24 protein-coding genes are annotated in these 24,894 nt (G+C 68.3%); 6 read left to right on the top strand and 18 right to left on the bottom strand.

What is annotated here, in order from left to right; genetic code table 11:
• Positions 1–490 precede the first annotated feature (490 nt).
• Positions 491–2,728 (top strand): glycosyl hydrolase family 18 protein, encoded by a 2,238-nt coding sequence (locus LV75_RS01135; protein ID WP_253884663.1) that lies wholly within the window; start codon positions 491–493, stop codon positions 2,726–2,728.
• A gap of 48 nt (positions 2,729–2,776) precedes the next feature.
• Here LV75_RS01135 and LV75_RS01130 read toward each other — a convergent pair whose 3' ends face one another.
• The 8 genes from LV75_RS01130 to LV75_RS01095 all read right to left on the bottom strand — a co-directional run bounded on the left by LV75_RS01130 (position 2,777) and on the right by LV75_RS01095 (position 6,537).
• Positions 2,777–3,196 carry a hypothetical protein gene (locus LV75_RS01130; protein ID WP_253884662.1) on the bottom strand — a complete coding sequence of 140 codons (420 nt, stop codon included), beginning with the start codon at positions 3,194–3,196 and terminating at the stop codon, positions 2,777–2,779.
• Between the two features lie 19 nt (positions 3,197–3,215).
• Positions 3,216–3,638: a hypothetical protein gene (locus LV75_RS01125; protein ID WP_253884661.1), complete on the bottom strand. Its 423-nt coding sequence runs from the start codon at positions 3,636–3,638 to the stop codon at positions 3,216–3,218.
• Between the two features lie 19 nt (positions 3,639–3,657).
• Positions 3,658–4,083, bottom strand: a complete 426-nt coding sequence (locus LV75_RS01120; RefSeq protein ID WP_253884660.1) for a hypothetical protein — start codon at positions 4,081–4,083, stop codon at positions 3,658–3,660.
• Positions 4,084–4,102: 19 nt separating this feature from the next.
• Positions 4,103–4,516: a hypothetical protein gene (locus tag LV75_RS01115; protein ID WP_253884659.1), complete on the bottom strand. Its 414-nt coding sequence runs from the start codon at positions 4,514–4,516 to the stop codon at positions 4,103–4,105.
• A gap of 172 nt (positions 4,517–4,688) precedes the next feature.
• Complete coding sequence (locus LV75_RS01110) at positions 4,689–5,024, bottom strand: hypothetical protein (RefSeq protein WP_253884658.1); 336 nt, start codon at positions 5,022–5,024, stop codon at positions 4,689–4,691.
• Positions 5,025–5,031: 7 nt separating this feature from the next.
• A complete protein-coding gene (locus LV75_RS01105) occupies positions 5,032–5,535 on the bottom strand; it encodes a hypothetical protein (protein WP_253884657.1) in 504 nt (167 codons plus the stop codon).
• Positions 5,532–5,711, bottom strand: a complete 180-nt coding sequence (locus LV75_RS34680) for a DUF397 domain-containing protein (protein WP_308210820.1) — start codon at positions 5,709–5,711, stop codon at positions 5,532–5,534. The genes LV75_RS01105 and LV75_RS34680 overlap by 4 nt, the downstream gene beginning before the upstream one ends.
• Entirely contained in the window at positions 5,695–6,537 is an 843-nt protein-coding gene (locus tag LV75_RS01095) for a helix-turn-helix domain-containing protein (protein WP_253884656.1), read from the bottom strand. The genes LV75_RS34680 and LV75_RS01095 overlap by 17 nt, the downstream gene beginning before the upstream one ends.
• Before the next feature lie 104 nt (positions 6,538–6,641).
• On the opposite strand from LV75_RS01095, the gene LV75_RS01090 reads away from it, so the two are divergent.
• Positions 6,642–6,842: a hypothetical protein gene (locus tag LV75_RS01090; protein ID WP_253884655.1), complete on the top strand. Its 201-nt coding sequence runs from the start codon at positions 6,642–6,644 to the stop codon at positions 6,840–6,842.
• 182 nt (positions 6,843–7,024) lie between these two features.
• On the opposite strand, the gene LV75_RS01085 is transcribed toward LV75_RS01090, so the two are convergent.
• The 4 genes from LV75_RS01085 to LV75_RS01070 all read right to left on the bottom strand — a co-directional run bounded on the left by LV75_RS01085 (position 7,025) and on the right by LV75_RS01070 (position 12,684).
• The gene (locus tag LV75_RS01085; protein ID WP_253884654.1) at positions 7,025–7,411 is read right to left on the bottom strand and encodes an Imm1 family immunity protein; all 387 of its coding nucleotides are present in this window, start codon (positions 7,409–7,411) and stop codon (positions 7,025–7,027) included.
• A 90-nt stretch (positions 7,412–7,501) separates the two neighbouring features.
• Positions 7,502–8,803 (bottom strand): cytochrome P450, encoded by a 1,302-nt coding sequence (locus LV75_RS01080; protein WP_253884653.1) that lies wholly within the window; start codon positions 8,801–8,803, stop codon positions 7,502–7,504.
• Positions 8,804–8,824: 21 nt separating this feature from the next.
• The gene (locus LV75_RS01075; protein ID WP_253884652.1) at positions 8,825–11,428 is read right to left on the bottom strand and encodes a fibronectin type III domain-containing protein; all 2,604 of its coding nucleotides are present in this window, start codon (positions 11,426–11,428) and stop codon (positions 8,825–8,827) included.
• A gap of 104 nt (positions 11,429–11,532) precedes the next feature.
• Positions 11,533–12,684: a TetR/AcrR family transcriptional regulator gene (locus LV75_RS01070; RefSeq protein WP_253884651.1), complete on the bottom strand. Its 1,152-nt coding sequence runs from the start codon at positions 12,682–12,684 to the stop codon at positions 11,533–11,535.
• Positions 12,685–12,859: 175 nt separating this feature from the next.
• Here LV75_RS01070 and LV75_RS01065 point away from each other — a divergent pair, with 175 nt between their 5' ends.
• Both LV75_RS01065 and LV75_RS01060 read left to right on the top strand, forming a co-directional pair.
• Positions 12,860–14,074: an acetyl-CoA C-acetyltransferase gene (locus LV75_RS01065; protein ID WP_253884650.1), complete on the top strand. Its 1,215-nt coding sequence runs from the start codon at positions 12,860–12,862 to the stop codon at positions 14,072–14,074.
• 12 nt (positions 14,075–14,086) lie between these two features.
• Positions 14,087–16,237, top strand: coding sequence for a 3-hydroxyacyl-CoA dehydrogenase NAD-binding domain-containing protein (locus LV75_RS01060; protein WP_372504124.1), 2,151 nt, complete (start codon positions 14,087–14,089; stop codon positions 16,235–16,237).
• Between the two features lie 39 nt (positions 16,238–16,276).
• Here LV75_RS01060 and LV75_RS01055 read toward each other — a convergent pair whose 3' ends face one another.
• Complete coding sequence (locus LV75_RS01055; protein WP_253884648.1) at positions 16,277–16,819, bottom strand: lipoprotein; 543 nt, start codon at positions 16,817–16,819, stop codon at positions 16,277–16,279.
• 100 nt (positions 16,820–16,919) lie between these two features.
• On the opposite strand from LV75_RS01055, the gene LV75_RS01050 reads away from it, so the two are divergent.
• Both LV75_RS01050 and LV75_RS01045 read left to right on the top strand, forming a co-directional pair.
• Positions 16,920–17,333: a 2-oxo-4-hydroxy-4-carboxy-5-ureidoimidazoline decarboxylase gene (locus LV75_RS01050; RefSeq protein WP_253884647.1), complete on the top strand. Its 414-nt coding sequence runs from the start codon at positions 16,920–16,922 to the stop codon at positions 17,331–17,333.
• Between the two features lie 463 nt (positions 17,334–17,796).
• A complete protein-coding gene (locus LV75_RS01045) occupies positions 17,797–19,743 on the top strand; it encodes an EAL domain-containing protein (RefSeq protein ID WP_253884646.1) in 1,947 nt (648 codons plus the stop codon).
• A gap of 85 nt (positions 19,744–19,828) precedes the next feature.
• On the opposite strand, the gene LV75_RS35355 is transcribed toward LV75_RS01045, so the two are convergent.
• From LV75_RS35355 to LV75_RS01020, 5 genes are all read right to left on the bottom strand, one after another.
• Positions 19,829–20,953, bottom strand: a complete 1,125-nt coding sequence (locus LV75_RS35355) for a pentapeptide repeat-containing protein (protein WP_253884645.1) — start codon at positions 20,951–20,953, stop codon at positions 19,829–19,831.
• Positions 20,954–21,108: 155 nt separating this feature from the next.
• Complete coding sequence (locus LV75_RS01035; protein WP_253884644.1) at positions 21,109–21,369, bottom strand: hypothetical protein; 261 nt, start codon at positions 21,367–21,369, stop codon at positions 21,109–21,111.
• A gap of 218 nt (positions 21,370–21,587) precedes the next feature.
• Positions 21,588–22,586 (bottom strand): LacI family DNA-binding transcriptional regulator, encoded by a 999-nt coding sequence (locus LV75_RS01030; RefSeq protein WP_253884643.1) that lies wholly within the window; start codon positions 22,584–22,586, stop codon positions 21,588–21,590.
• A gap of 34 nt (positions 22,587–22,620) precedes the next feature.
• A complete protein-coding gene (locus tag LV75_RS01025) occupies positions 22,621–23,139 on the bottom strand; it encodes an ATP-binding protein (protein WP_253884642.1) in 519 nt (172 codons plus the stop codon).
• Between the two features lie 313 nt (positions 23,140–23,452).
• A complete protein-coding gene (locus LV75_RS01020) occupies positions 23,453–24,760 on the bottom strand; it encodes a hypothetical protein (RefSeq protein WP_253884641.1) in 1,308 nt (435 codons plus the stop codon).
• Positions 24,761–24,894 lie beyond the last annotated feature (134 nt).

Here is a 24,894-nt window from a genome sequence, read left to right as displayed (position 1 = left end):
CGCGCCACGCGGGCGGACCAACGGAGGGACCAAGGGGACCTACTCCGGTAAGAGGTCCACTACCCCGTGCCATCGAGCTTCTCGGGAAGCGAATTCGAGTCGCGTCCGGCCCGAATCGTCGGAATTCCGCTTGGACGTCGGGTTCCCATTTATCGGCGGCATTCCCATTTTCCACTCCTTCCGGTGGGTACACAGCGACCGTAGCGGGGGCTGAGCTGCGGGAACAACGGGGAAGTCGGTTCTGTGGACGGCGTGGGGGGTTGTGGACAACTGGGCATCCGGGGCGGGCGGGCAGGAAGCGGTCACGGGTGGCCAATGCGACCGCGACGGCCGGACCCGGGGAGCGCGACCAGGGCCAACTGGTGAATTCCGCCGGTTTATTGGTCTAGACCTAAACCGATCCACCCGCTAGATTCGAGTGTGGTCTAGACCACACAGGGCCTACTCCGTCATCCCCTGGAGCCACCCCATGAGACGTACTCTTCGTCGTTTGTCCACCGTGGCGGCGAGCCTCCTGCTGGCCGCCTCCGCACTGATCGTCGTGAACCAACCGGCCTCCGCGGCTGGCTCGCTGCGCGCCGCGCTCGTGTTGACCGGTACCAGTGGCGAGTACACCGTCACCAACTCCGGCAGTGCCGCCGTCACCGGCTGGTCCATCCAGTTCGAGTTGCCCGCGGGGGTCACCGCGACCGCGAATGCCAACGCGACCGTGAGCCAGACCGGTACCCGCGTGACCCTCACCCCGGCGTACTACATCAACACGATCCAGCCGGGTCGCTCCACCTACCCGTACAGCCCGTCGTTCCGGTTGAGCACCACCGCGACGCCGAGCAAGTGCCGGGTCGACAACGGCAACTGCGATGGCACTCCTGACACCCCGCCCGCTGCCCCGGCGAACCTGCGCGCGACGGTGAAGACGACCAAGACCATCACGCTTGCCTGGGACGCCTCGGTGATCGGCTCGCTGCCGGTCGCGAACTACGAGCTCTACCAGGGCACGGCCCTTGTCGCCACGACGCCCGACCTGACGGCGAGCGTCAAGGACCTTACGCCGAACACGGCCTACACGTTCACCGTGAAGGCGAAGGACACGAACGGTCTGTCGTCGGCGGCAAGCACGCCGTTGACGGTTACGACCAACAACCCGTCCGACGACACCCAGGCTCCTACGGTGCCCGGCGGTCTGCGCTCCACCGCGACCGACTCCGGCAGCGTGTCCCTCGCCTGGAACGCCTCTACGGACAACACCGGTGTTGTCGCCTACGACATCTACGTCAACGGCGCCGCAGGCCCCACCGTGACCACCACTACGGCCAAGGTGACCGGCCTATCGCCCTCCACCGCGTACAGCTTCACCGTGCGCGCACGGGACGGCTTCGACAACGCGTCGGCTCAGAGCGGTGCTGTTTCCGCTACCACGAAGGACATCGTCGACGGGTACGCCCGCATCGGGTACTTCGTGCAGTGGGGCATCTACGGCAGGCAGTTCTTCGTCAAGAACCTCGTCACCAACGGGGCCGCGGCGAAGCTGACCCACCTGCTCTACGCGTTCGGCAACATCGACCCGGTCAACCTGACCTGCCTCACCGGCGTCACCAAGGGCACCACGGCCAACCCGCAGGACCCGAGCCAGGGTGACGGCGCAGGCGACGCCGAGGCCGACTACTCGCGCCCGTTCTCCGCGGGCCAGTCGGTCGACGGTGTCGGCGACACCGGGTGGGAGACGCTGCGCGGTAACTTCAACCAGCTCAAGAAGCTCAAGGTGAAGTACCCGAACATCAAGATCCTGATCTCCCTCGGCGGGTGGACCTACTCGAAGTACTTCTCCGACGTGGCCGCCACCGACGCTTCCCGCAAGAAGTTCGTGTCCTCCTGCATCGACACGTACATCAACGGCAACATCAAGGCCTACGGCGGCGCGGGTGGCCCTGGCACCGCAGCAGGCATCTTCGACGGTATCGACATCGACTGGGAGTGGCCCGGTAGCGCTGACGGTCACCCGGGCAACCACTGGTCGCCCAACGACAAGGACAACCTGACCGCGCTGCTCAAGGAGTTCCGCGAGCAGTTGGACGCTAAGAGCAAGACCACGGGTAAGAGGTACGAGCTCCAGGCGTTCACCCCCGCTGACCCGGGCAAGGTCCAGGCCGGCTGGGACGTCCCGAAGATCTTCGACTACCTGGACGTCGCGAACGTGCAGGGCTACGACTTCCACGGCTCCGGCAGCGACAACTCGTGGGAGCCCAACCGCACCGGCCACCAGGGCAACCTCTACCCGGACGCGGAAGACCCGTACAACAACAAGTTCAGCGTTGAAGGTGCCATCAAGGCCTACACCGACAAGGGCGCCAACCCGAGAAAGCTGACATTGGGTCTAGCGTTCTACGGCCGAGGCTGGCAGGGCGTGCCCGACAACGGTAAGAAGGGCGAATGGCAGTCCGCGACAGGTGCGGCACCTGGCCAGTTCGCGGAAGAGGCAGGCACACGCGGGTACAGCAACCTGCTCGCTAGCGTGCCCAACTGCACCATCTACCACGACACAGCCTCTATCGCGACCGCCTGCCACACGGGCGGCACGAACGGCCAATGGTGGACCTTCGACGACGCTTGGTCGATCCAGCAGAAGATCACCTGGCTGAAGCAGAAGAAGCTGCTGGGTGTGATGGCGTGGGAGATGTCCGGTGACCCGGGCGCTCTTATGACGGCGGTGGACAACGGCCTGAAGTAAGGGCCTGACGCCAGGGTGGGCTCCCCGTTCGCGGGGAGCCCACCTTTGTCATTTCACGGCCCGCTTGCCGTGGCGGAGACTGGGCCACATGTAGGGCGGGTAGTCGTCGAGGAGGATGTACTGGCAGCTGTAGTCGGGATGAGCGTCCCTCTCGTAGTCGAACTCGCCGGTCGCCCACTGAGCGTGCGTGATGACGTCCTCTTCGACGAAGATGTCGAACTGCCCAGGGTCACAGACAGGCGGCGGCGCATAGGGACCACCGCAACCAGGGCACCCGTCGCCCCAGCCCTGCGTGACCACAAGCCGATGCCCCGGCTCCCCTCCGTTGCCGTCCTCCTGCCAACTGATTTTGTCGCCAACCTCGAAATCCTGCACGCGGCAGAACCCGAAGTGGAACTGGACCCAAGTGTCGCTCTTGACACCACACTTCGGGCACTCGATCTGGCGTACAAGCACTTGGCTGAACATGCGGTAATCCCACCACAATTCACGAGCGGTTGTCGCGGGCGTTATTGAGGAACGCTTTGACACTTGGCGGGTAGTCGTCGAGGAGGATGTACTCGGAGTTGGGATCGGGGTGAGCGTCCCTCTCGTAGTCGAACTCGCCCGTCGCCCACTGCACGTGGGTGATGACGTCGTCCTCGATGAAGACGTCGAACTGCCCGGGGTCGCAGATGGGCGGCGGGGCATAGGGGCCGCCGCAACCAGGGCAGTCACCACCCCAACCGTCGGTCACCACCAGGCGGTGACCTGGCTCGCCCCGGTCGTGCCTGTTCCAGGTGATCTTGTCACCGACCTCCAAGGTCTCCAGATCGCAGCCACCGAAGTAGAACTGCACCTCGTGATCGCTACGGACACCGCATTTCGGGCACACGATCTGATGCAGACGCACAAAGCTGAACATCCCCATGCGGCGATCACACCACGACTCACGACCGGCTGTCGCGAAGATTTCCGGAATTGAGAACCGCCTTGACGCTGGGCGGGTAGTCGTCGAGGACCGCAAAGAGGGCGTTAGCGCGGAAGGGGCCGGATTGCAGGTCGAACTCTTCCTCAGACCAACGAACGTGAGTGATGACGTCATCCTCGATGAAGACGTCGAACAGCGCCGGGTCACAGATCGGCGGGGGCGCATAGGGACCGCCACAGCCAGGGCAGGCGTCGCCCCAACCGTCGGTCACCACCAGGCGATGGCCAGGCTCGCCCCGGTCGTGCCCGTCCCAGGTGATCCTGTCGCCGACCTCGAAGGTCTCCAGATCGCAGCCACCGAAGTAGAACTGCACGTCGTGGTCGCTGCGAACGCCGCACTTCGGGCACTCGATCTGGTGCAGGCGCACGTAGCTGAACATCCCCATGCGGCGATCACACCACGACTCACGACCGGTGGTCGTGCTCGTTTCCGACCTTGATGCCAGGCGGGTAGCCATCGAGTACAGCGAAGAGGGTATCGGCCCGGATCGGGCCGAGTTCCAGGCCAAACTCGTCCTCAGACCAGCGGGCATGGGTGATGACGTCGTCCTCGATGAAGACGTCGAAGAGATCGGGCCCGTGGTTCGGGGAGGACGCGTAAGGACCGCCACAACCGGGGCACGGATCGCCCAAGCCCCTGGTCACGATGAGCCGGTGGCCCGGCTCGCCGCGGTCGTGCAGACCCCAGGTGATCTTGTCGCCGATCTTGAACACCTCCAAGCCACAGCCACCGAAGTAGAACTGAACCCAGTGGTCGCTCTTGGCACCGCACTTCGGGCACGAGACCTGGTGCAGGCGCACACTGCTGAACATCCCCATCTGGCAATCACACCACAGCTCAGGAGGGGCTGTCGCGATCGTTTCCGCTGCAGAGGAACACTTTGACGCTCGGCGGATAGTCGTCGAGGACGGCGAACAGGGCACCGCGCGGACAGGCTGAGCCGCAGGTAGGCACACGGCTGCACATCCCCGTGCGGGATCACAGCACGGCTCACGGCGGACTGTCGCGCCAGTTCCCCATACTTGGTGGGTAGTCGTCGAGGACGAAGAAGAGGGAGTCGCTGCGCCAGGGTTCCAACTGGAAGGGGAACTCGCCGTCGGACCAGCGGGCGTGGGTGATGACGTCGTCCTCGATGAAGATGTCGAAGGTGCCGGGGTCGTAGACGGGTGGGGGTGCGTGGGGGCCGCCGCAGCCGGGGCACGGCGCGCCGAGGCCTTCGGTCACCACGAGCCGGTGGCCCGGCTCGCCGAGGTCGTACTGGCCCCAGGTGATCTTGTCACCGATCTCGAAGACCTCCAGGGCGCAGCCGCCGAAGTAGAACTGCACCCCGAGGTCACTCCTGGTCCCGCACCTCGGGCACTCGATCTGGTGCACACGAACGGTGCTGTACATCCCCATGCGGCGATGACACCACAGGCCCCGGCTGGGTGTCGCGTTCGTTTCTGGGCCTGAGACCGGGCGGGTAGTCGTCCAGGACGAAGAAGTGGGAGTCGTTGCGGTAGGGCTCCGCGTAGAAGCGGAACTCGCCGGTGGCCCAGCGCACGTGCGTGATGACGTCCTCTTCGATGAAGATGTCGAAGGAGTCCGCGTCACAGCCGGGGACGGATGGGCCGGGGCAGTCGGGATTATCGGAGCAGGCGGTGATGGTGGTGCCGTGGGTGACCACGAGACGGTGCCCAGGCTCACCGTTCTCGAAGGAGCTGCCCCAGATGATCTTGTCGCCGACCTCGTACTCGTGCACGCGGCAGTACCCGAAGTGGAACTGGATCGTGTGGTCGTCGCGGGAGCCGCACTCCGGGCACACCAACTGGCGCCCCATGACCATGTCGAGGGTCACCGGAGGGACCGGAGCAGGGCGCGGACGTCGCCGGTGAGGACGGGGCCCTGGGGGTTCTTGCTGTCGCGGAGGTGGGACAGGGTGTGGGCCACCTCCACGCAGTTCGTGTGGGAGCCAGACCGGCTGGACTTCTTGAACCGCAGGGTTACCTGTCGCAACTCAACCTCCAAGAGCACGCTCGATCTCACGTTCGAGCATATCCCTCGTGTCCTGGGCACTCAGAGCTACTTTCTCGATGGCCCGCTTGAGCGAGATGTAGGGTGTCGCCTCTTCATCGAAGAGGTATGTGGCCGACTTGAAGTGTTCGATGTGGACTACTGGCCTCCCCTGGGCGAACTGCATCAGGTACCACCCGGACATCGACTGCGAGGTGGGCTGATCGACAACCCGGATGGACATGCGGGCGTTCTGGCTCAGCCGAACGATATGGCGCAACTGGGTGACCAAGGACTCGCCTGAGCACAGGGGGTTTCGGATCGCCGACTCGCCGATCAAGGCGGTGTAGTCGGCCTCTCCCGCGAGGAGCACCCGCTGGCGAGCGCGGCGCGCGTCCACACGAGCTGGGATGTCGCGCTCCGGAATCCCACTTTCCCGCATGACGGCTTCAATGTAGGCAGGGCTCTGGAGGAGACCAGGAACGATGCCGGGACTCCAGTCGATCCTGTGCGTGGCCTCGTTCTCATACGACGCGAGCGCGCCGAGATCACTGGGAACGCCCGGGGTGGGCCGATCCCACCAACCGAGGGAGGGCACTTCCTTGGCCCAGGCGACCAGCCTGTCACGTCGCTTGCCGGGCAGGCCGTAGACCACCGCCAGCGCCGTCACCGTTTCGGGTGAAAGGCTGCGGAGCCCCCGCTCGAGCCTGCTCAGCGTCGACTCCTTCCACTCGAGCACTTGGCACACCGCCGCGAGGCTGAGACCTGCGGCGTTGCGGATCGTCCTGAGTTCCGCGCCCAACGCGCGGTCCTTGGGCGACGCGGGCTTGTGGTTGCCGTTGGGCACGACCGTCCTCCCTGGGGGTTTCTGTCACGGTGGGCAACGCCCTAGTTTCGGTGGCCCGACGCGGAATGGCCGCGTTGTGTGGCAAATAGTGAAGGGTATCCCCCGTGACGCGCAATCCAGACATCGACGTGTACGCCACCATCCGCCCCGGCGCCGAAATCAGCTGTGAGGTGACCAAGACCGAGGTCCAATTCCGCTTCGGCAACCGAGCCGACGGCTTCCACCTGATCGTCGAGGCAGGCGCCCTGTCACAGTTTGTCACCAGCATCCAAACCGCCGCCGCCCAGTACTCCCAGGCCGCCTGAGGGGTGTCGGTGGGGACCGGGTCCGCGTCCCCACCAAACCTCCCGACATCCGGGAGGCGCAACGCATGTGCTCGTTCAGCGAGACGTGACCGGACCCGACGTCGACCGCACAACCCGCGTTACGCGGAGATGCCGGTTGGGTTCACTCAGTCGAACCGCGACAAGAGCGTCGCGGCCTCGACTCAGGCGACACAGGTTGGGCGGGTCCGGGTGACAACGAACTCGGCGATCGCCGCGTAGGCGGTGTCGAGTGGGACGTGGGCGTTCGGGGGTACGTCACCGGGGTGCAGTCCGGCGATCCAGTACTCGCTCCAGTCCGGGTGCGTGCCGGTGGCCGGGACGTGGCTCTTCTGGCCGTCGTTCCACTCCAGGATGCCGATGCCGTTGTTCACACCGACCGTGAGCGCTGGGTGCTCGTCGACGTCCGCCCGGGGGTGAGCGACAAGGTCCCACATCCACCCGATCGCGACCCCCGCGTCGTGGTGGGCACGAACGGCGGCGACCAGGTCGAATCGCGGCGGCAGCTGATCCACCACGATCTGCCCGTGGTGCAGGACCGGATCAGTCACCTGGCTGCCTTTCCGCGGTAGGTGTGGGCGAAGGGTTCACCTCGGGCGTCGATTCCCAGCACGGTCAGCGTACGACCCTCGGGCAGGCACTCAAGGAATTCGGGTGAGGGTCATAGGGAGGTTGTCCACCGGGATCGGCAGGGCGGTCGGGTCCCAGCGGGTTCGGTAGTTGGGGGGTAGTTCCCAGCGGCGGGTCAGCAACAACTGGTGCAGCAGGGTTTTCACCTCGTACATCCCGAACCGCAGGCCGATGCACTTGTGCGCGCCCGCCCCGAACGGCAGCCAGTTGTACCGGGGGATCTCCCGGGAGAACCGGAGCGGGTCGAAGCGGTGGGGATCCGGCCAGTATTCGGGGAGCAGGTGGTTGAGCCACAACGTCACCGAGACCATGGTTCCGGCGGGGACGAAGTGGCCCTGGATCTCCGTGTCGGCGATGGCGCGGCGGGCTGGGGAGGGGACCGGGGTGACCAGGCGCAGGGATTCGCGGATGACCATGTCGAGCACCTCGAGCCGGTCGAGGTCGGCAACGGACAAGGGGCCGGAACCGACTGAGCGGGCCTCGGCGCGGGCTTGTTCCTGCCACTCGGGGTGCAGGCCGAGGTGGTAGAGCGCGGCGGTCGTGGTGATGGTGGCGGTGTCGTGGGCGGCCATCATCAGGAAGATCATGTGGTTGACGACGTCCTCGGTGCTGAAGGCGGAGCCGTCTTCGAGGCGGGCGTGGCAGAGGGCGGTGAACAGGTCGTCGCCGGACCGCGGGGAACTTGCGCCTGCGCGGAAGTACTCCTCCAGGCGCCGTCGGCCGCGGAGGCCCGCTGACCACCGGCCGCCGGGGACGGGGAAGCGGACGATCGAGGTGCCCGCGCGCACGACACCCACGAACGCCTCGTTCAGCACGGGGTCGCTGGGTTCACCGGTGAAGACCTCGGCGGCGACGTCCAAGGTCAGGGCCTTGAGCGCCGGGTAGACGTCCAGTTGCTCGGGCCAGGACGGCGTTTCCCGCCGAACGACCTCGGCGACCCGGGCCATGTAGCCACTGACGCGCGCGGCGGTGAAGGCCTCTTGCATGAGCCGCCGGTGGAACAGGTGCTCGTCGAAGTCGAGCAGCATCAGCCCGCGCGGGAAGAACTTCTCCAGGAAGTACGCCCACCCGTCCTGGGAGAACGCCTTGTCCTTGTTGACGAACACCTCCCGCGCCGCCTCCGGCCCGACGGCGGCGACCATCTTGGTGCCGAACACGTTCGCCCACGACACCGGCCCGAACTCCCGGTACCGCCGGAGTTGGTACTCCACCCCGTGCCGCAACAACCCGACCGTGTGACCCAACACCGGCCACCCGCTGTCCCCCATCACCGGCTTCAACCCGGCAGGCGCCACCGCCAGTTCTCGTGCCACCCAACAAAACTACACCGGTGGTCACGACCACACAGCAGGCTTGACGCTGAATGAGCTGGTTCCGCTGGGGTTCACCGCGGCGATGCTGATCAAGCTCTCCCGGCCCAGCCCCAGTGCGTCGACCGATGCGGCGGGCACGGTGATGCTCGTGGTGCCCGCGCGACCGAGGACGTACGGCAGGGGGCTCTCCTCGTTCGGGTCTGACACCACCAGTACGTACCCGGTGACAGCACCCGCGGGAGCCGTCCACGCGATCCGGACATCGCCAGAAGGCAGCTTGACGGCGGTGGCGGCAGGCGGCGGCTCAGGCGCCAGCGATCCAATGTGGACAACCGCTGTTCCTTGTGCCGCCGGGCAGCCGCTCGTGGCGCTCTGCTTGACGACGACATAGGCGACGGTGTGGGCGCTTCCGCTGGGCGCGGTATAGCGGCCCGCGCTGTTCACGTTGCCCTTGCTGCCCGGTGCCAGCTCCCAACGAGTCGGCGGATTGTCGCCCGCGCAACCGGATAGGTGCCGAGAAGCCGTCAACTGGACCGATCCGGCATTCCGCGAGAGGGGCGCGATCAACGTGGCCGGTGGGTCGACGGCGACGAGTGGGAACTGGCCGCTGGAGTGCCACACGTTGAACGTCTTGCTCCACAGGTTCATCTCGTACTCGAGCGACACGATCTTGACGTCGAGCCTGAACTTCACCTTGGCCGCCAACGTGAGGTCGATTGTCCCCCACGGGTCCGCGGTGGGTTCCCCGCGCAGGGTGAACGACGGTTCGAAGCTCAAACCCGGCCCAACCACGCCGAACAGCAACAGGTCCAAGCTGCCCTCGATGCCGAACCCGGTCTCGATCGAGCCGGTCATGGTCGGGTTGAACGCGAACGCGGCGTCGGTGCCGAGCTTCTGGCCGTGCCACGACCCGTCGTAGGTGAGCCTGCCGCCGAAGGTCTGGTCGTAGGTGGCCGCAACGGAAAGCGTGACGGAGGCGTCGAAGGAGGCACGCAGTTCGACGGTCAGGGTCGGCACGAACACGATGGGGCCGATGGTGATCGCCCCGAGCCGCAGGTTCGCGATGGGCTTCTTCTCCACGCCCACGTGCAGGTTGCCCTCGAGGTTGAACCCCACCGAGGTCGCCACCCTGGTCGTGGCGGCGAACGACATGCGCGGCCGCAGCCAGCTGAACCACAGCTTGGCCTCGATGTGCGGCGTCAAGGTGTACTGCAGGACCCCCTCGCCGCGGATGCCCGCCGAGACGCGGCCGTCCTTGCTCTCCTCCTTGAGTTCGATGCCGAGGTTGACCGAGTGCTGGTAGTCGGAGTCCTCGACCGTGACCCGCGCCCCCGGCACCTGCGACTGGACCCGCACGTCATCGAAAGACTCCTCCGGGATGGCGATGGTCATGTCGCCGTCGTCGATGGCCTCGTCGAGGCTCGCGCCCACGGTGGTGAACGTCTTGCCGTCCTGGCTGATCGCGGTGATCTTGCGCAAGGCGCCGGTCGGCGAGTGCGCGGTGGCGCCGATGACCATGACCTTGCCGACCGCGGGCGCCTCGCTCGGCCGCGCGCCGAACACGACCGTGCTCCCGTTCAAGTCGACCAGCGTGGCCAGCGTCGCCGTGGACAGCACGACGGCATTGTCGGTGTAGCTCAGGGCGGGCCCCGCGGAGACGGGTGCGCTCGGTTCACCAGCCGCGCGGGCCGACCCGGTCAAGGGCGTGACCGTGATGGCGTAGTGGCCCGCCGGGGCGAGGTTGACGAGCCGGAACTCGGTGGTGTCGCGCCCGGACACGCGGAACGAGCCCGGGGAGCCGTGGTTGTCGACCGTGTCGTGGTTGTCGACCGTGTCGACGCGGTAGCCGGTGATGGGGGTTCCGCCGTCGTCCTTGGGCGGCACCCAGCTGACCTCGACCGTGCGGCCGTCGGTGCCGACCGGGACGGCCATGACGTCGGTGACCGCTTTCGGCGCGTACGGCGGGGTCGGCTTGACCCGGGGGCGGTTGTCGCGCAGCTGCGGCTTGCTGACCCCGACGTCGTTCTTGGCCTGGACGGTCACGGTGTACTCGGTGCCGTTCGCGAGCCCGGTGACCGTGGTCTGGCGCACCCCGCCCGCGGTGCTGACGAGGACGTGCCCCGGTTCGAGGATGACGATGTACTTGGTCACCGGCGAGCCGCCGTCGTTGGCCGGGTTCCACCGCACGAGCAGGCTCCGGTCGCGGCCGAAGACGCTGTGGATGGTGGGCGCCAGGGGTTCCGAGGGTGGCTTGGGCGCCACGAACTCCGAGGGGGCCGAGCTGGGTGAAGTGGCGCCGTAGCTGGTCTCCACCGCGGTCACCGAGTACGCCGTGCGGTTGTCCAGGCCGGTGATGACGCCGTGGGTGGCCCCCGCGTTCGGGGCGTTGACGTGCTCGACGGTGACCGAGCGCCCGCCCGGCTGGGCGGTGAGCACGACCCTGGCGGCGGGGTCCTCCCCCGCGCCGCGGACGAAGGACACGTCCAGCGCCCCGTTCAGCGGGAACACCTCGGTGATCACCGGTGCTTGCACGGACACCGGCGCGGCGGCGGCGACGGGGGCGACCGCGAACGAGAGGGTCACCACGGCGGAAAGGCACAGAGCGGTCCGAACGGTGTGCGCCACTTGGACTCCTTCGACGAGTACCCGGCACAGCCACCGTCGCGCGCCCCAGGTCCCCGAGCCAGGACCACCACCTGTACGAGTGGCAGAACCGCCCAACAGGGCCGTCAGGCGCGGAGCACGGCCGCGACCAGCCCGGCCAGTTCAGCGGCCAACCCGGGCCGCCCGGCGAGTCGCCCGGTGCGCGGCAAGTCGTTCACGATGGTCAGGGCCGCGTGCACGGTCACCCGGGCGGCAGCCTCGGACATCGGTCGGGTCTCGCGCAGCAGGCGGACCCACTCCGCCACGTACCCGCGCTGCAACGCGCGAAGCTCCTTGGCATCGCGCTCGGACAGGTTCATCAGCTGTGTCGTGTACACGGCGATGAGGTCGTCCGACCGCATCACCGTGTCGACGTAGGACCGGGCTAGGCGTCTTAGCGCGTCAGCCGGATCTGAAGCGGATGACAATGAGTCCTCTAGACCCCATCGCAGCCGGTCGGCCATGCGGCGACTAGCGGCCAAGAGGATGTCGGACTTGGAAGCGAAGTGCCGGTAGACGCTAGGGCCCGCGATACCGGTCGCGGCGCCGATGTCCTCCATGCTGACCGACGGAAAGCCGCGCTCGCGAAACAAGCGGGTCGCGGACGTCAGCAGTTCTTCCCGCCGCGTCGGGGCAGGGCCACCGCGCCAGACAGGGGCGACCACGCCGACTGCGATAGGCGCACGGACAACAGCCTCAGCAAGGGACGCCAGTAGCTCAGCGAACTCCTGGGCCGGTAGTCCTACCCGGTGGTCGCCGACGCTGCCGAAGACGCTCAGGGCCGCGAAGCACAAGAGGTCGGCCTCCCCCGCGTCGAGCGAAGGACGCAACCGGCGCAGCCCGGTCATCCACTGCCCGAGCAGTGCGCCCACCCGGCGGCGGATTTCTTTCTGGTCACCTTGGTGCAGGTGCCTGCCCTGCCACCGCCACAGCGAGGTAAGTGCCCGTTGCTCGATCGAGACCTCGGCGGCGGTCAGCAGCAGCGGCCGCAGCGCCCGTTCCGGGTCGGCCTCGGCCAGCTCGACCGGTTCGGCCAACCGCTCTGCGAGCCGATCGATGCCGGTGAGCAGGACAAACCCCAGCACGTCCTGCTTGTTCTGGAAGTGCCGGTACAGCGCGGGCCCGGTCACCCCCGCCGCCGCGGCGATGTCGTTCACGCCGACCGCGTGGTAGCCGCGCTTGCCGAACAGCTCGGCGGCGGCCGCGGCGAGTTCGGCCTTGCGGCTGCGCCGTGGCATCGGGCCTCCTCGCGGGTCCTGGCTGGTCGGGGCGGGTACAGAGTGGGTGCAGAGCGGGTCGGGGTGAGAGCGGAGTTACAACGGTAGGGGGAACCCCGACCGTTGACAACCAGTTGATACTGGTGAGTATGTTAATGGGGATTAGCGCCAGTCAGCTCGAGAGAGGATCGGCAGAGTGAGTACCGAAGCCTTCATCTACGAGGCGATCCGCACACCGCGCGGGCGCGGCAAGCAGAACGGCTCGTTGCACGGGGTCAAGCCCATCTCGCTGGTCGTCGGCCTCCTCCACGAGCTCACGGCCCGCCACCCCGGGCTGGACCCGGCCACCATCGACGACATCGTCCTGGGCGTCGTCTCCCCGGTCGGCGACCAGGGCTCGGTCATCGCCCGCAGCGCCGCCCTGGCCGCTGGCCTGCCCGACAGCGTCGCGGGCCTGCAGATCGACCGGTTCTGCGCGTCGGGCCTGGAGGCGGTCAACATCGCCGCCGAGAAGGTCCGCTCCGGCTGGAACCAGCTGATCGTCGCCGGCGGCGTGGAGTCGATGTCGCGGGTGCCGATGGGCTCCGACGGCGGTGCCTGGTTCAACGACCCCGAGACCAACTACGACACCTACTTCGTGCCGCAGGGCATCAGCGCCGACCTGATCGCCACCACCGAGGGCTTCACCCGCGAGGACATCGACTCCTACGCCGTCGAGTCGCAGCGCAGGGCGGCCGCGGCCTGGTCGGCCGGGTACTTCGCCAAGTCCGTCGTCCCGGTCCGCGACCGCAACGGCGTCACGCTGCTCGACCACGACGAGCACATGCGCCCCGAGTCGACCGTCGAGAGCCTCGCCAAGCTCAAGCCGTCCTTCGCGGGCATCGGCGACTTCGGCGGGTTCGACGCCGTGGCGCTGCAGCGCTATCACCACGTGGAGCGGATCGACCACGTCCACACCGCCGCGAACTCCTCCGGCATCGTCGACGGCTCGGCCCTGGTTCTTATCGGCAACGAGTCCGCTGGGTCTGCCGCTGGGCTGACCCCCCGCGCGCGGATCGTGTCGGCAGCGGTGACCGGCGCCGAGCCGACCATCATGCTCACCGGCCCCACCCCCGCCGCCCAGAAGGCGCTGCGCCTGGCAGGCCTGACCCCGGACGACATCGACGTCTGGGAGCTCAACGAGGCGTTCGCCGCGGTGGTGCTGAAGTTCATCCGGGACCTGGACATCCCGCACGACAAGATCAACGTCAACGGCGGCGCGATCGCCATGGGCCACCCGCTCGGCGCGACCGGCGCGATGATCACCGGCACCGTCGTCGACGAGCTGGAGCGGCGCGGCGCCCGGCGCGGCCTGGTCACCCTGTGCATCGGCGGCGGCATGGGCGTCGCGACCATCATCGAGCGAGTCTGAGGAGCCATGAGCATGATCGGCTGGGACGTCGACGCCGACGGCATCGTCACGCTGACGATGGACGACCCGAACCAGGGCGCCAACACCATGAACGACCTGTTCCGCACCTCGTTCGCCGAGACCGTGGACCGGCTCGAGGCGGAGAAGGACGGCATCACCGGTGTTGTCGTCACCTCCGGCAAGAAGACCTTCTTCGCGGGTGGTGACCTCAACCAGCTCATCCAGGCCCGCCCGGAGGACGCCGCCGAGATCACCAAGCGCGTCAACGACATGAAGTCCGCCATGCGCCGCCTGGAACTGCTGGGCAAGCCCGTGGTCGCGGCGATCAACGGCGCCGCGCTGGGCGGCGGCTACGAGATCGCGCTGGCCACCCACCACCGGGTCGCCCTGGACGTCAAGGGCAGCGAGATCGGCCTGCCCGAGGTGTCGCTGGGCCTGCTGCCCGGCGGCGGCGGCATCACGCGCACGGTCCGGTTGCTGGGCATCCAGAACGCGCTGCTCTCCGTGCTCCTCCAGGGCCAGCGGCACAAGCCCGCCAAGGCGAAGGAGCTCGGGCTGGTCGACGAGCTCGTGGCGACGCCGGAGGAGCTGCTCGCGGCGGCCAAGGCGTGGATCAAGGCCAACCCCGAGGCGAAGCAGCCGTGGGACGGCGAGGGCTACCGGATCCCCGGCGGCACCCCGTCGAACCCGAAGTTCGCGGCGAACCTGCCCGCGTTCCCGGCGAACCTGCGCAAGCAGCTCAAGGGCGCGCCGATGCCCGCGCCGCGCAACATCCTCGCGGCGGCGATCGAGGGCGCGCAGGTCGACTTCGACACCGCGACCCGGATCGAGACCGAGTACTTCGTGAACCTGGCCGTGGGTCAGGTCGCGAAGAACATGACGCAGGCGTTCTTCTTCGACCTGCAGGCGATCAACAAGGGCAACAGCCGTCCCGCCGGACAGCCGAAGTACACCGCGCGCAAGGTGGCGGTGCTCGGCGCGGGCATGATGGGCGCCGGGATCGCCTACTCCAGCGCGCGGGCCGGGATCGAGGTCGTGCTCAAGGACGTCACCCTCGAGTCGGCGGAGAAGGGCAAGGCGTACTCGGCGGGCATCCTCGCCAAGGCCGTGTCCCGGGGCAAGATCACCCAGGAGAAGGCCGACGAGGTGCTGGCGCGGATCACCCCGACCGCGGACGCCGCCGACGTCGCGGGCGCGGACCTGGTCGTGGAGGCCGTGTTCGAGAGCCCGGAGCTGAAGAAGAAGGTGTTCGCCGAGGTCGAGGACCTGGTGGCGGCGGACGCGCTGCTGGGGTCCAACACCTCGACGCTGCCGATCACCGGGCTGGCCGACGGGGTGAAGCGGCAGGAAGACTTCATCGGGCTGCACTTCTTCTCCCCGGTCGACAAGATGCCGCTGCTGGAGATCGTGGTCGGCGAGAAGACCTCGGACGTGGCGCTGGCGAAGGCGTTCGACTACGCGCTGCAGATCAAGAAGACGCCGATCGTGGTGAACGACAGCCGCGGCTTCTTCACGAGCCGGGTCATCGGGACGTTCATGAACGAGGCGCTGGCCATGGTCGGCGAGGGCATCGCGATCCCGTCGATCGAGCAGGCCGGCTCGCAGGCCGGTTACCCGGCGCCGCCGCTGCAACTGCTGGACGAGCTGACTCTTACGCTGCCGCGCAAGATCCGCGACGAAGCACGCGCGGCCATCGAGGCGGCGGGTGGCGTGTGGCCCGCGCACCCGGCGACGGAGGTCCTGGACCGGATGGTCGTGGAGTTCGACCGCAAGGGCAGGTCTGCCGGTGCCGGGTTCTACGAGTACACCGACGGCAAGCGGACCGGACTGTGGTCGGGGCTGACCGAGGCGTTCGGCTCGGGTAGCACCGAGATCCCGTTCGTGGACATGCAGGAGCGGATGCTCTTCGCCGAGGTCCTGGAGACGGTGAAGTGCTTCGACGAGAACGTGCTGCGGACGGTGCCGGACGCGAACATCGGGTCGATCTTCGGCATCGGGTTCCCGCCGTGGACCGGTGGGATCATCCAGTACATCAACGGGTACCCGGGCGGGCCAGCCGGGTTCGTGGCGCGGGCCCGCGAGCTCGCGGCGGCCTACGGGGACCGGTTCCTGCCGCCCGCGTCGCTGGTGGCGAAGGCCGAGAAGGGCGAGACGTACGCGTGAGCGCGCGGGGCCCGGTCACCGCGGTGGCCGGGCCCGCCGTCACGACCTGATCGACTTCTTGGCCAGCAGGTACACCGGCAGGATCGACTTCTCGTAGTTGTCCTGGTCGGCGCGGTCGACGAGCACCAGGACCGCCAGGTTGGCGCCGGTGCGCACGACGAAGGCGCGGTCGATGTAGTCGCCCACCCGCCAGGTGGCCTCCGCCCCCGGGAAGCCGCCGATGGTGGCGTCGCGGATGTCGACGTCGGTGTGCTCGTAGCCCGCGTCGATGGTGTCGCGCAGGACCTCGCGCGGCTCGGGGTCGCCCGATCCCTTGTACACCTTGAGTTCGCCGTCGCTGAAGGTCCCGGTGCCGATCTCGCACTCGAGGTCGAGCCGGAAGTCCTTGCCGCTGGCGGAGGAGCTCTCCGGCCGCTTCGCCTGCCAGCCGGCTGGGACGTCCAGCACGGCCCCGCTCAGACAGGACTCGGTGTTCCCACCCGCGGCAGGCACGTCACCTTCGGCCCACGGGTCGGGCGAGTCCGACCCGCACCCGGCGAGCACGACCCCGACCACCGACAGCACGACAACAGCGGCACGCATACCAGCACCCTAGAGCACCAAGATCATTAGCGGGTGCCTGGCGCCGATCGGCGCACTCGGGGGGCTCGATCCACGACGGCGCCGGGTGTCTACTGGGGGGATGCCGTCGCTGCTTGAGGTGCTGAACCGGGCGGGCGAGGACGACCTGCTGCGCTGCTGCGGGTCGGCGCGGTGGGCCCGGGAACTGCGGGCGCAACGGCCGTTCCGCTCGCTCGGCGAGGTGGAGGAGGTCTCCGCGGCGGTGCTGGCCACTCTGGACTGGCCCGAGGTGGTGCCGCTGCTCGAGCAGGTGGCCAGGGTGCGGCAGCGGTGGCCGGACCTCGGCCGCGGTGAGCTGATCTACGAACAGCGGTTCGGGCACCCGTTCGTCCTGCGCGCGGAGTCGATGAGCCGCGCCGCGGTGCTGGCGCAGCTGCGGCACCGGTCGGGCAACGACCGGGCGACCGAGCGGGCGACCGCGATCGCGGAACTGGCCGGGGTGGTCGCGGTCCGGTTGCGCGGCTTGGTGCTCTGACCGTCCACAGTGGCCTCATCAGGCCAGGTGGCGATCTGCCAGGTGGCAGATGATGATCACTCTCAGTGCACCGAACCCGACCAAGGATGACCCGTTCGGACGCGGGGGTTTGTCAGTAATCTGAGGGGCACCATCGCTGAAGCAGAGGTGCTCTCCGTGGCCGAGTCCGCCAGATGGGTTCCCCCAGGCGTGAACGCCGAACCCGCACTGCCGCCTGCCCACCGCGCTCGACCGCCGGGGGCGCCCCCGGTCGTGGGGTCGGCGACTTAGCGCCGCCGATGCGCGACAACCCACCCGTTTGGACTAGAAAACTCCCGGTTGACTTGGGCCAATGGGGTGGCGCTTGGTACACGTTCGGGTGCAAAGTGGTACCTCTCAGTCAGTACCGGCGGCACTGCCCGGCAGCACATCCGGGAGCCGCCACTTCGGAGTCGGAACGAATGCGGGCGAGGACTTCTCTGGCGTGGACCGGCTTGAGTTGGCCACCGAGTGGGCCGCCGCGTTGACCACGGTCGTCAGCGCGGGACGGGCGATGCCCGCGCGCGAACTCGAGGACATGATCGCCACCGTGGTGGCCGACCCGGCGCGCGCGGCGCAGGTCGGCGCCGCGCTGGTGGCCGCCGGGTACCGCGACCCCCGGTCGCTGGAGGTCAGCGTGTCCGCGCTCGCCTCCGGCCTGCTCCGACTGACCACAGTGGACGCCACGGCGGTAGCGCTCGCGGCGCTGGCGAGCGGGTTCGCCGAGGCGGTCGCCAGCAGGCCGCCGGACGCGCTGGTGCTGGCCGACTTCGAGCGCGACCTGCGCGCCAGCGAGGGCCGCTTCCGGGAGCTGTTCACCACTTCCGCGCTGGGCATGGTGATCTCCGACCTCGACGGCGGGTCGGTGCGGGCCAACGAGGCGCTCGCGGAGATGCTCGGGCACCGGCCAGGCACGCTGGAGCCGGGCTCGATCGACGAGCTGTTCCACCCGCAGGAGCGCGAGTACCTGCGCGAGCGCTACGACGAGCTCGCCGCGGGCGTGTGCGACTCGCTGCACGAGCGGACCCAGTTCGTGCGCGCGGACGGGGAGACGACGTGGGTGCGGATCGGGGTGTCGCTGCTGCGCGACCGCGACGACCTGCCCGCGCACCACGTGACCATGGTCGAGGACATCTCCGACCTGTACCTGCTGGAGAACCGGCTCAGCTACCAGGGCACGCACGACCCGCTCACCGGCCTGCCCAACCGGCAGGCGTTCCTGGGTCGGCTGGAGGAGGCGCTGAGCGCGGGCGCGGACGTGTCGGTGTTCCACCTCGGCCTCGACGACTTCGCGGTGATCAACGACGGCATCAGCCGGGACGCGGGCGACCACCTGCTGCGCGAGGTCGCCAAGCGCCTGCGCGAGGTGGTCGGCGAGCACCCCGGCGTGGTCGCCAGGCTCACCGGCGACGAGTTCGCGATCATGCTCGTGCACGGCCCCGGCGACCTCGACGTCGGCACCTTCGCCGCCGAGATCAACGAGGTGCTCGCCGAAGCGACCTATGTGGACGGCGAGGGCGTCGCGGCGTCGGCCACCATCGCGGTGATGAGCCTGCCCTCGCCGACCAGCGACCCGGACGAGCTGCTGCGCGCCACCGACATCGCCCGGCGCAGGCTGAAGCTGCACGGGCGCAGGCAGTGGTGCATGGTCGACCCGGAGCAGAACCTGCGCTACCGCGAGCACTACCGCCTCGCCGCTGGCATCCCCGGCGCGTGGGAGAACGGCGAGCTCGACCTGGACCTGTGGCCGCTGGTGTCGCTCGCCGACCACACGCGGATCGCCACGCAGGCGCTGCTGCGCTGGGAGCACCCCAAGTTCGGCACGCTGGGCAGCGAGCGGCTCGAGCAGATCCTGCGCGACACCGGGCTGGGTGTCCCCTTGGGACACTGGGTGCTGCACCACGCCGCGCAGGTCGCCGCGGGCGCGTGCTCGGCGCTGTACCTGGAGCTCACCCCGGAACAGGCCGCCGACCCGGACCTGGTCATGGTGGTGCGGCGAGTACTGGCCGAAACCGGGCTTGAGGCGGACCGGTTAGAACTGGGCATGCCGGTGCAGTCGCTCTGCTCACCGGACATGCCCGCCGAGGAGAACCTCAACGTCCTGGTCGACATCGGCGTCCGCTCGGTGCTGACCGGCTTCGGCCGCAGCCGAGGCGACCTGGCCTGCCTGGAAGACCTCCCGATCCAGACCGTGCGCATGTCCGAACACGTGGTCCGCCGCCTGGCCAAACCCGACCCGCACGCCCTCTTCACCCGGGCGACCCTGGGCCTGATCCCGATGGTGCGCGAAGTGGGCATCTCGGTCCTGGTGACCGGCCTGACCGAAACCGCCCAAGCCCAGTGGTGGGCCCAAGCCGGAGCCGACTTGGCCTCAGGCCCGCTGTTCGCCTAGCCGACCACGCCAACCAAGGCATGATCGAGGTCGCGATCATGCCTCGGCGCAAGACAGCACGCTGTCCGAGACAACCGTCGCGTGGCTATGGATCCATCGGAAGCACGACCGGGACTATCCTCATCCACTCCCCTTCCTGATCATCCACCGACCGCGCCACGTCCTCCACAATCCACCCCGATGGCCAATGGTCCAGACGTGACTTGGCCCCGCCAAGCGCGCCCTTCGGGACGATGCGGACCATCGCTCTGCCGAACGCCGCGTTAGTTATGAACCGTGCCTCACGGAACCACGCATCCCCACCGAACCGCACCCCACCGAACCCCGCTTCACCGTTGAACCACGCTCCACCGAATCCCGCGTACCCATCGAACACCGCCCGACCGAAGCTCACGGCCCCGTCGAACACCGCCCGGATGAACATCGCGTCCCCACCGAACCGCATCCCGCGGAACCACACGTCCCCGCCGAACTCCGCTCCATCGAACGAGACTGTGCCTGTGGTCCGCGCGTTCCGAAAGGTGGTGGAGCCGGTGAACGTGGCGGTAATGAAGGTGGCAGTAGCGACGTGGCAGTCAGCGAAGTCAAAGTTGATGAGGGTGGCACCAGCGAGGTCGATGACGATGGCGGGCCAGTAGGTCGGGAGAGGGGCGTCAAGATCAGACCCAGGGCGCAGGTGGGTGGCCAGAACGCGTTGGGCGGCGAGTCGGACCTCGCGTTCCTGGAGGGCTTCGCGGCGTTCCACCTCGTCCAACTTGCCAGGCGGGGTGTAAGGCATGCGGAGGTACGCGCACCAGACGTTGACCACAGTCTGGCGTAGGTGTGGGTCGTCGGCGTTGTCCTGGGCGAGACGTTCCAGGGCGTAGAGGCCTGCAAGTCGGACGGCAGCCTTGTCGGAGCCGAGTTGGTCGCTCGCCTTGGTGTACAGCTCCGTAATCCGGCGCGCCTTCGCGTCCTCGCGAGCATCGACGGCCACCTGCCGCTCGTGGGCGTGGACGCGGTCCTGGTGCGCTTGGTCGTCGCGCTTCTGCTGGAGGGCGATGTCGGTGGATTGCTGGCGTCGCCAAGCCAGGAAGAGCGCGAACGCGCCGCCGCCACCGAGGCCGACGGTGAGGCCGATCTTCACCGCCTCGAGAGCGGTGCTGTTGCCGCCCCGGCCCAGCCACAGCAGCGCCCCGATCGCGGCGGCGGTCAGCAGGACGATCGCCACCGCGACCGTGGCCAGGAAGCGCTTGGTCAACGGGGTCGGCAGCCCGGTCCGGTCCGGGCTCACCGGCGGGTCGGGTTCAGCGCGCTCGATCACCTGGTGATGATCGTGCGCGGCCGGGGAAGTGCTTCACCCGGCCGACGGGCGCGCCGCGAACGTCAAGCCGCGAGAACCGCGGTGCCCAGGGCGGCCGAGCCAGCGGCGGTGAGGGTCGCGGGGACCAACTCGCCGAAGCGGCCGTGCGGGCCGGTGACCAGGCCGTCGTGGGTGAGCAGGTGTGCGGTGAACTGGTCGCAGCACGGGACGCCGTCGATGTAGAGGTCGGGCTCGCTGCCGCTGGCCAGGTGTCCCCGGCCCTCGGCGACCGCGCGCAGCATGGCGCGGGCCCGGTGGCTCAGCTGATCGGCAGGCTCACTCATGGCTTGTCATCCCCCTTGGCGGTGGCGTATCGGGTCAACACCTCAGATGCTCGACCCCCTCACGGGGTTGCATCGGATTTGACCCCCACCGACGTTATGAACGTGACCTTATCGTGAGATAAGAGGGCGCAACTCGGCCGCCAGATACCACTCTTATCGGTGAGTTCCGGTAATCGGTGTATTGAAAAGTGGCAACTGGGTACGCAGCCCGGTTGCGATCAGGTTGACGAGCGCTCCACCAGCGCCGTTGGCAGCAGCACCGAGGGCGGCAAGACCTGCTCCCCGGCCAACTGCGCCAAGAGGTGCCAGGTGGTGGTGCGCCCCAACTCCTCCACGTCCTGGCGGACCGTGGTCAGTTGTGGCGCGGTCGTGGTGGCGAGGACGGAGTCGTCGAAGCCGACTAGCGCTATGTCATCGGGTACGCGCTTACCGTGTTCGGCGAGGGTCCTTAGCGCACCTACGGCAATAATGTCCGCGGCCGCGAACACGCCGTCGATGTCGGGGTATTTGTCGAGGAGTTCGGCCATCGCGCGGGCGCCGCCCTCGACGCTGAAGTCCGAGTGGGCGATGCGGTCGGCGGGCTCGACCATGCCTGCTTGCCAGCCGTTGAGCCTGTCCACGCCCGCTGCCATGTCTTGCGGACCGGCGATCGTCGCGATCTTGCGCCTACCGGAGCTGACGAGGTGCCGGGCGGCGGTGACGGCACCGGTGAAGTTGTCCGAGTCGACGTAAGGGACCTTCACGTCAGCCAGTGGTCGGCCGACGAGCACGACAGGTAAGCCTGCCTCGACGAGGCGGGCCGGGAGGGGATCACCGCGGTGGAGGCTGACCACCACGGCACCGTCTACGTGTCCGCCGCAGAGGTACGCCTCTAAGGCGCCGTCTTCGCGGTCTTGGTCCATCAGCAGTACGAGCTGCCTACGACTCCCAGCCATCCCCGCGTAGACGCCGCGCAGGATCTTGGCGAAGAAGGGGTCGCTGAAGACCCGGTCGCCGCGCTCGGAGACGACCAGCGCGATCGAGTTGGTCCGCCGGGTGACCAGGTTGCGGGCGGCCTGGTTGGGCACGTACCGCAGTTCGGCGATGGCCCGGTCCACCGCCAGCTTCGCCCGCTTGCTCACCCCGGGCAAGTTGTTGATCACCCGCGACACCGTCGACCGGGACACCCCGGCCGCGCGCGCGACCGCCTCCAACGTAGGGGCCTGCGATCCCCGCATCCTCACTCCGATCCCGTGCCCCAACCGTCCGTGGTCAGCGGCGGTGCCGGTCCTGGGGGTTCTTGGCCAGGCCGAACAGGATCCGCTGCATCACGTCATCACCGTCATCCGGGAGCGGGTCGCGCGCCGCCTCGATCGCCGCCGCGGGCGACGGCCTGCGCTGCCGCCGGGGCAGCGGCACCGAAGACGCGCTCATGCCGCCCGGCAACGGGAGGCTCGCCCACAGCAGATAACGCCCGGCGCCCACTTCGGTGACGCCCACCCGCGGACCGTGCGGGATCGCCGGGACGCGCAGCACCCGCGGCGTCTCGATCTCGATGACCAGGTCCGGTCCGGCGACCCGGATCCGCGCGGTGAGCATGCCGGGGTTGCCCGGGTCCGCCGCGCCGACGACGGCCTCGGCCAGTGCCCGGCCCGCTTGGGCGGCGGCGTCGCGCATCGGGCGCAGGTTCCACTCGGTCGCCGAGAACCGCACGAACATCTCGGTGCACCCGACAGCGGTGGGCAGGGCGACCAGTTGCAGGTCGTCCATCTGTTCGGTCCGGTTGTTCATCGATGCGTCCTTCCCGGTCCCCGCGCGTGCGGAGATGGTGCCACGTCACCCGTCGGTAGCGGCACCCCAGGTCGTCTCCTTCACGGAGAGTGCACACAACCGGCCACGTGGTAACCCACCGCCGCGAAACCGGGTCCTCGCGGGGGTGTGGGCCCGGTGGCGCGCGTCAGTCATCGACGACCGTACCGACAAGATCGGCCGGACTCCACGGAGTCCGGCCGCGACACCCCGAACGGCCGCGCGAGTCCGGTCGCGACACCGGCCCGACGGCGGTTCCCGGCCCGGTGTCCCTTGCCCGGACCGGGAACCACCCTCATCCCCGGGGCAGGTGGGCCCTGGGGTCGAGCGAGCCGGGGAACGGGCGGCCGCAGCCGAGTTCGTCGACGAAGCCCCAGTAGCGCAGCACCGCGCCCCGCGCGCACACCAGACCGCCCTCACCGAAGACTGGCGCCGCCTTGGTCGCAAGCGCTTTGGGCACCACCGCGTAGACGCCGTGGCCCAGGTGGGTCCGCTTGCCAGCCACCGGGTTGACCCCGCCTATCCGACCGATCAGGGTCCGGGTCCTGGTGTCGTCGAACAGGGTGTTGACCTGGTCCACATAGGACTGGACGGAGAACGGGACGATCGCGCCCGGCCGGGTCAGCACAGTCGCGTCGTCGTGCTCCACACCCTGGTCGCGCACGCAGGGGTAGGTCGTCGACAGGTCGGGTCCGTCCGGGATACCGACCTTGGCCAAGAACCCCTGCCGCACCCACGATCCGTACTGGGGCAGCACGGGACTGTAAGAGGGGTCCAGGCAGGTGTAGATCCTCTTTAGCTGAGCATCTGTCAGGTCTCGGTTGCCGCTCTCGTGCGTGACGTAGCTGATGGCGCTAACAGGGATCGCTGGGTCTATCCGGACGCTGGAGATCTCGTCCAATCGTCCGATCCCGGCGCCACCGTTGTTGCCGGGGACAAGACCGTTGAGTTGCGCCAGGTAGCCGGGCACGCCGTAGGGGATCAACTGGTTGGGCAGCGTCAACTGCGCGCCGTTGTTCTCCTCGATCGGGACGCCGTTGACCGTGTCCTTGATGCACGGGAATCTGGTCGTGAAGTCTGGTCCGTCGGAGACGTTCCAGAACATCGTCCGGATGAACTCGGTGCGCACGGTGGACCCGTACCGGGGCAACAGCGGCTGGTAGGGCGAGTCCGGGATCTGGCACTTATAGAGAGCGCCCAGGTACTGCGTGTGCAGGTCCTTCGGGACGATCGTGTTCTCGGCGGCCGCGTAGGTGATGGGCGCGAGCCCGATGGGGAAGTACACGGCGTCTTCGGTGATGGTGTTGTACGTCCCGGCTCGGGCGAACTGCAGGCACCCGTCCTTGGCGGCGATCGTGTGGGTCCGCGGGACGACGCAGTTCGCGCGAGGAGTGATCGTAGGGCTACCGGTGGTGTCGTAAGAGCCGATTATCTTGGTCCGGCTACGGGTAACCGACTCGGACAGGCCGTTGAACAGCCCTTCGGTCGTGGCGATCCCAGTCCCCGCCCACTCCCGGTACGTCGGTGCCCCTACCGGGTCCGCCCCCGCGGTAGAGCCCGCCAACAGAGTTATCGCCAGTGCGACAAGGCCCGCCTTCTTCATGGATCGCCTCCCCGGTCGGCCGCTCACGCTAGCGCCGTTACCAGGGCGTTTCCCGACGTGGGAAGAAGCTGCGCTATTCACCGGACATACCACTGGCGCGTCCGGCCGCCTACCCACGGCTACCGGTGGCGCGC

Source organism: Actinokineospora diospyrosa, from assembly GCF_024171925.1.
In the GTDB taxonomy this organism is placed as follows: Bacteria; Actinomycetota; Actinomycetes; order Mycobacteriales; family Pseudonocardiaceae; genus Actinokineospora; species Actinokineospora diospyrosa.
This window is presented reverse-complemented; position numbering and strand designations above follow the sequence as displayed.